This is a genomic window from Paenibacillus sp. 01T422, from assembly GCF_056398785.1.
The window spans coordinates 1-7,050 of record NZ_JBFTQB010000361.1 but is presented as its reverse complement, the minus strand read 5'-3'; the positions used below and the strand labels follow the sequence as shown (position 1 = coordinate 7,050).

General features: G+C 51.7%; 5 protein-coding genes. 2 read left to right on the top strand and 3 right to left on the bottom strand.

Annotated features, from left to right (window positions below):
• Positions 1 to 294 precede the first annotated feature (294 nt).
• From AC1DUA_RS19895 to AC1DUA_RS19885, 3 genes are read right to left on the bottom strand one after another with little or no spacing between them, the layout of a single operon-like run.
• Complete coding sequence (locus AC1DUA_RS19895; protein ID WP_477501423.1) at positions 295 to 1,161, bottom strand: toxin-antitoxin system YwqK family antitoxin; 867 nt, start codon at positions 1,159 to 1,161, stop codon at positions 295 to 297.
• Complete coding sequence (locus AC1DUA_RS19890; RefSeq protein WP_477501422.1) at positions 1,142 to 1,615, bottom strand: hypothetical protein; 474 nt, start codon at positions 1,613 to 1,615, stop codon at positions 1,142 to 1,144. The genes AC1DUA_RS19895 and AC1DUA_RS19890 overlap by 20 nt, the downstream gene beginning before the upstream one ends.
• Positions 1,616 to 1,656: 41 nt before the next feature.
• Entirely contained in the window at positions 1,657 to 2,043 is a 387-nt protein-coding gene (locus AC1DUA_RS19885) for a DUF4280 domain-containing protein (RefSeq protein WP_477501421.1), read from the bottom strand.
• A 213-nt stretch (positions 2,044 to 2,256) separates the two neighbouring features.
• Between AC1DUA_RS19885 and AC1DUA_RS19880 the strand changes: the two genes are divergently transcribed.
• Complete coding sequence (locus AC1DUA_RS19880) at positions 2,257 to 5,496, top strand: stalk domain-containing protein (RefSeq protein ID WP_477501420.1); 3,240 nt, start codon at positions 2,257 to 2,259, stop codon at positions 5,494 to 5,496.
• Between the two features lie 17 nt (positions 5,497 to 5,513).
• The coding region (locus AC1DUA_RS19875) for an NHL repeat-containing protein (RefSeq protein ID WP_477501419.1) at positions 5,514 to 7,050 on the top strand (1,537 nt) is incomplete at its 3' end.

Genomic DNA, 7,050 nt, shown 5'->3' with positions numbered 1-7,050 from the left:
AGCTAGTGTAGTGAGGTTTGGAATAGTTTGTTGTAGATAGCACAGAATTTGCATAAGTTTGGGATATTGGTTGGTGGGCGAGAGTGCGGTGGTTCKGGTGCTGATGCGTACAGATAGAATTGTGAGTTAAAGTGCTGTGTGGTGGAGAAGAGGGGATTGGTTGGGAGTAGCTAGGGTAGTGAGGTTTGGCGTAGTTTGTTGTAGATAGTACAGAATTTGCATAACTTTGGGATATTAGTCGGAGTCGAGCATACAAAAAAAGGGAGAAGCTCACGAAGAGCTCTCCCGACAGTTTTATTTCGTAGAGCTCACCTGCAGAAGGTGGGCTTCTTTGGTTTTATCAAAATGCGTCAAGGTGAAGAGGTAATCACCCTTGTAGTAGCTGTTCGTGTAGGTGCCACTCCCGGCACCTACCTCCGTTTCCATCACGACGTAGCCGGCATCGTTAGGCTCGCCGCGCTTTTTGATGGTCTCGATGGCTGGCTGCAGCAGCGCCAAAGGCTTCGAGCCCCAAATGCTAAGCGAAGTGACGACGGCCTCCTTCGGGTTGCCCTTCGCAGGCTCTACCAGCAGCGACAGCTGGTAGGCTGGGTAGCTCAGCAGCAGCTTCACGCCTGCTGTCGCTGCTGCCGCATCACCGCCCGCTGCCGGAGGCGCGGGCGTATCTACCCCAACGGCTCCCCCACCAGCGCCTGCAGCAGCCGCAGCCCCCGCGGAGGCGTCAACCGCCGCCTCCTGGCCCGCAAGCATGACGCTGACATCCTGCAGCGTCACCTCAGCCGGTTTGCCCAGCAAGTCTTCGACTTTCTTGCTGGACAAACCGAGGAAACCCTGCAGGCTGGCTTGGCCGCCTGCAAAAAAGCTCCGCAGCAGCGGCGCGCCGTCTGCGTCAAACACCGTGCCAAGGCCGTCATAGACGCCAGCCTTGAAATCGCCCTTGTAGACGAGCTTGCCAAGCTCGTCATAAGCTTCTCCAGCGCCGTTCAAGGCGCCGCTCACATACGTGCCCTTGAAACGGGGCACGCCTTTGTCATCGAAGGCGGTACCCTCACCGCCGTACGTGCCCGCAAGGAATTGGCCTTTAAACTTCATCAGGCCGCTAGCATAGTACTCGGTTCCGTCGCCAGAGTAACTGCCGTTCTTAAAGCCGCCTGTAAGCAAGAGCACCGTTCTTGTTATACAGCTTGCCTTTCCCTGCGTACAGCCCGTCAACCAGACCACCTTCATAGCGCGCCGCTTTTTCGGTACCCACCACTTTGCCATTCCCCGAGAAGCTGGTAAGCTTCGTGGTGTTTTCCTGCAGTACAGGAACCCGGTTTAACCATTTATTCACAATCGCAGGCGGTCGTATGAAGATAAAAAAGATCAGGACAAGAATCAGCAAGGTGATGAAAAGCAGCAGCCTTTTGGAGACGTAGTATGAGCCGATCAAAATGTAGTTTTTTAACGAGGTCTCACGCGTTTGGAGCATGACTCTAAGAATCTGTTGAAACTTAATAATCGCTAGTTTGGGCAATCTCCCAATGGTTTGGAAGGCTTTCATGACATGGCCGATGAAAGGTGCAACGACGGGTTTTAGCACTTTTTCAATGGCTTTGACCGGCTGAATCTCCAAATGATTTCACTCCTAGAAGGATGCTCGATTTTTAAAATGGATTAAGGCACCTGAATGGTCATTTGTCCAGGCTGTTGAATTTGGATGACGCCGCCCCAATTGCACATACATTTGGAGGAGTTGTTCAGAGCAGGCATGTTAGCGACGAGCACCGTTGGCGATCCAGGAGCCCAAGGGGCTGCTGTCACCGGAATGCAGGGCATGGGAGTGAGTACTCCTAAGGCCGCTGCCGTTGCTGCGGCAACCATGGGATTGGCCATTGAATTGCACATTCCGAACGGCAAAATGTTCACCATCGGCTTATTATCCATGATGTTTGCGATGGGCATCGCGGTCATCACCATATTCGCTGGCAGCACCATTAACGAACCGGGCGCAGCGCCAAAAGAGCATTGCAGCATTGCACCGCCGCAAACAAGGTTTCCCATGGGTAAACCTCCTTCTATGTATCAAGTTATTTATGTAGTAGGATCCGATGCATTCGTGCTATCTATTACTTTTATACTACTAGAAAAGCAGGTAACCATCAATCTATTACTATATTCGATTCTTTTCGCTAAGTTTCTCCAAAAGATGGGTGCGAGAGTGAGGGAGATATTGTACTATAAAGGAAGAGTTGTATGCGAGCGGAGGGATTCATAGTGGTAGGGTCAAAAGCAGTAAGGCTGGGACTCGTAGTGCTGCTGTCGACAGCGCCGGTTCTGGCGGCAGGACCAAGCGTGGAAGCTGCGTCAGTAAAAGCTTTAACCATGAAAGAAGCGATGGATCAAGGGTTGAAAATAAGTTCTGTACTGCGGGACGCCAAAACGGATATTTCGAAAAAAAAGCTGGAGCTGGAGCAAGCGCAGCATGCTGTGAAAAGCGAGGAAGCGAAGGCTTCCGGCCTTTTTGCCAAGCCTCGCAATTTGAGTCAGGAATTGATGACACGTTTGAAGGTGCCAGAGGCTAGCAAACAGCTATATATCGCGCAGGAAACATTGCGCCAATCGATGAATACGGTACGGTTCGATGTGCAGAAATCGTACTTAACGGCTTATCAGGATGAAGCAGCGGAAGAAAATGCACGGATGAAATGGGAAGACGCCAAAACGGCGCTGGATACGGTTAAAAAGAAGCGGAAATTCGGGCTCTCAGATAGCGCCGAGCAGGAGCAGGCCGAGAAAGCGCTGGAGAAAGCAGCTTCCGTATATAAACAAGCGCAATTGACGGCCAAATCAAGCCGTTTGGCGCTGGGCAAGCTGCTTCAATTGGATATGGAAAATAAAGTGCAGCTTTCTTTTGAACCGGATTACGCGAATTTGGATCAGAAGCAGCTCCCAAGCTACATAACAAGTGCGCTCAAGTCGACGGTTAGTCTGATGAAAGATACGGAGGATCGGCGTTTAGCTGATCACAAACTTAGCACGACACGTGATTTGTACAGCTCCAAATTTGGCAGCAGCCGTATGAAGGTTATTGACGGGCTTTATAAGGCCAAGGATATCGACATGGAATTGTTTCTAGCGAGTTATGAAACGACGTTATCACAGGTGAAGTCGGATTGGGAAGGATTTTTCCTTTTGCTAGGATTCATTCCGATTCCGAAATCGTTACTCCAAGGGGAGTATGACGGACTGCGTTACCTCGACGATCTGCGTGATGCATTGCCGATTGCTACTATGGAACAAAACAAGGCAATGCTGCAGGAGAAAGAGAGCAGATCATCGGTTATAGCAGCCGTAAGAGCTTCCTATATGGAAGCGAAGGGTGCGGAGGAAGGTTACGCGCAGGCTTTGCGAGATAAGGATAGCGCTGTGAACGCGCTGGATAAAGCTGCTCAGAAGGTGAAACTTAGTCTGATGAAAACGGAAGAGCTTGCGGCTTACAAAGAAGCGGTGAGCAAGGCGGACGAGCAAATTCTGATGGCGCAAATGAGTTATGAAACAGCGCTAGGCAAGCTGGATATCGACACGGGCGGAGCTGTTGAAAAGACATTGAAGATGGGCATTCTGCCTTATCAAAATTTGGATGACGGGCTTGCCGCCGTCAAACCGCAAAATCCAAAGGCTCCTGCAGGCTCTTGGAAGTTGAAGCCGGCCGTCGGTCCGCTGCTCAGTGATTTTAGCGTGACGGTGAATAAAAAGCTCGGCGCAACGGAATATGCGCTGTTTACCAAAGATGGCCAAGCGATCGGCAAACACACCAAGCTGAATAAGGCTGTGCGACAATTAACGCTCAAACTTAGTCAGATTGAGAACTTGAAGGTCATGCTCTACGCGAAGGGGAAACCGATTGGGGAGCTGCTTGTGGAGGGCAAAGGAAATGCCGGACAGTTGGCGGCGGCAGAGGCTGAAGCTGAAGTCCCCAACGGAACAACAGGCAGCGAAAGCGAAGCTGGTGCTGACGAGGAAAAGGGGCTCGGAACCGTCATCATCGGTTCCTACCAAGTGCAGCTGGACGCGCTGACCCCAGAGGCCTACAATGCAGCTTCGGCAACGATGTCTTCATCGGGGCAAGGGATCTTCTATAAAGCGGATGAGCCTGGTGCCGTCTGGTTCGGCATGGATAATGCCGTAGACCCGAGTGCGATTGCCGATCCGACGAGTTCCGCAGCGCTTTCGAAGAAGGATGCAGATGCTCTGAAAGTGACCGTGGAAATTACAAAGCCTGGTGCCATTGCTTCTTTGCAAACGGCCGAACAGCTGCAGCAGCAGATTGACACGCTGAAGAAAGATATTGTGAAGCTGGAGGCGGCCAAGGAAGCGGCCGTTACGGATATGAAGCAGAGCGAGATCGCCGATTTGGCAGTCGAGATCAAGGATGCGCAAGCCCAGCTCGGGATGCTGGAGGCGCTGCAGAAAGGCGACAGCCAGGCAGCTCTCAAGCAGATGGAGCTGGTGAACAACCCGGACGCGCTGATCGCAGCGCTGTCCGAGGAGACCGAGACACCGCCGGGCGAGCCAGGCGGTGAACAACCCCCAGGCGGCACAGCGCCTGGGAAGGAAGCGGCCAGCGAAGATGCGCTGGCCGAGCAGGCTGAGCTCCAGCAGGCGAAGCTGGAGCAAGCCCTCGCCGCCGGCGAGCCGCAAGCTGTAGCAGCAGCGCTGCAACAGCTCCTGGCAACGCAGGCGCAGCTCGCGGATGCGCAGACGGGCGCATCCGAGGGACAGGCTTCGCTCGCAGAGGCGAAGCAGAAGCTGGAGGCTGCGCTGAAGCTGGYGCAGGCGCAGGGGGACACGGAGCGGGTCGCGACGCTGACCCGCTCGATGGAGGCCGTCGCCGAGGCGATGCAGACGGCGGAGAAGGACGCGCTGTTCGCGCAGCTGGACGCCGTGCAGGTGCTTGCGGCAGCGTTGCCGCAAGAGGCTGGCGTGCAGCAGCAGCTTGAACAGCAAGTCACGAAGCTGCTGAAGGAGCTGCAGCAGCAGGAGAAGGCCAAATATGGGCCTGAGGAGCAGCAGGCCCTGGCCGATGTTTCAGCCTCTTTGGCAGCCATCACATCCATAGACCTGGCACCAGCCCTTGAACCTAATAATCTCACCATTCAACCGATTCCAGCAGAAAACGTGCTTTCTCCTAATATTTACATCAAATTCGATGTTCCGCCTGTTATAATAAACGGGCAGGCATATTTACCTATAAGATCCGTATCCGAATCGTTTGGTGCCGCTGTAGATTGGGATCAAGATCGTCTCACGGTTACGGTCAGCACGGAATATAGAACGATCACGAGCCGCATCAGTGAAGACAAGGCTTATGTTGATGGCGATCCTGTGCAAATCGACGGACCTGCCTATCTGCTCGAAGGAAGGACTTATGTCCCATTAAGATTCATAGCGGAATCCTTGGGCTTGCAGGTTGATTGGAACGCACCGACGCAAATCATTCAGATTTCATATTAAGAGGAGATTAAAGAGCGATGAAGAAATCGATTGCGGCATTGCTGCTCGTACTGCTGCTTCTAGGTGCTGCTGGAACCTACCTTGGATTAAACAAGGAGAGCTTCACACTATGGCCTTTTCACAAGAGCATGCCTTTCGATGGTTTGTCGAAGGCGATCTCGGATGGGCATAACAATTTGTTTGTCATTGACAACGCGAAGAAAACGATTCACAAGCTGAATGGGGAAGGTGTTCTTCAATACTCCATTACGAGTGAGACCGGGAAAAACGGGGAAGTGTACCGTTTTAACGATATGGCCGTAGATGATTTGGGATATCTCTACACGATTCGTACCTTGCTTGATCCATATGGGATTGCCGTTAAATCCGAGCAAATTGTTCGCTATACGCCGGATGGGCAGTTCGATCGCAGCTTATTCTCGCAGGAATACAATGACGCGCAAATCCAGCGGTACAGATTGGGGTCCTTGCGAAATGTTCAAGTTCGCGATGGAATGGTCTACTTTTTCAATGACGAAGTACAGCAGTTAACGCTCTATCAAGCTCCAATTGGCAAAACAGAGACATCCGAGCCTAAGTTAATCTATACGATAAAGCTTCCGCAAAATAAATTTGTTGCCGAGGCAGACGGCTTCAAGCCTGGAGAAATCTACTATTCAACGCGCAGCGGAGAGATCTATCGCGCTTTCGGCGACGGGCATTCCGAGCTTGTTTATCCGCTTGCTGGGCTGGATCGCACAAGACGCAATTTCCCCGAAAGTCTGYATCTTGATAATCAAGGCCGTCTGATCTTCATCGATTTTAACAACAAAATGATTTCCCGGCTTGATCCCGCACAGCCTTACATGATCGAAGGTCTTGTGACCGAAGAGAAGGCAAAAGCAAACGGCATAGAGCTTGCTTTTGATGCCACAGCGAGCTCCATTGCGCAGGATGGCAGCCTGATTATCGTAGAATCGACGCAGATTAATCGGCGCCTGCCGGATGGGACGATCACGCCATCCATGGTAGAGGCTCTGTACAGCCAGCCGGCAAGAACCCAATCGTTTGTACATTGGTCGATTGCTGTAGCGGCTCTGATCCTTGTACTCTATGCGATCAAGCTTGTCTTCTTCAATTTGCTGCAGCGCCGTCTTCCCTTGATGATGAAGCAAATTCTCATTCTAGTACCGGTCATTGCCGCTTCGATGATTCTGTTGTCGACCGTCATTTATGAGAGTTTCTCGAAGAAAATGGAAGAGGAAACGTTCAGCGAGCTTATTTTGCTGGCCAAAAACGGTCAAAATCTGGTCGATGGCGATAAGCTGGAAAGCCTGACGTCACCGCTGGATTACAACGATGCAACCTATCAATCCTTCCGCAAGAAAATTCAGTCGGTTTTTGAGAATAACGCCCGTGATGATAATCAAGGCTTTTACAAAGCCGTATATAAATACGAAAATGGAGTCATTTATCGGATTCTAGAAGACGATGATGGCATGCATATGTTCAATCCGTTCCAGCAAACCCCTGAGAATCAGCAGGTTGTGCTCGAAGGCAAGCCAGCTACAGGGC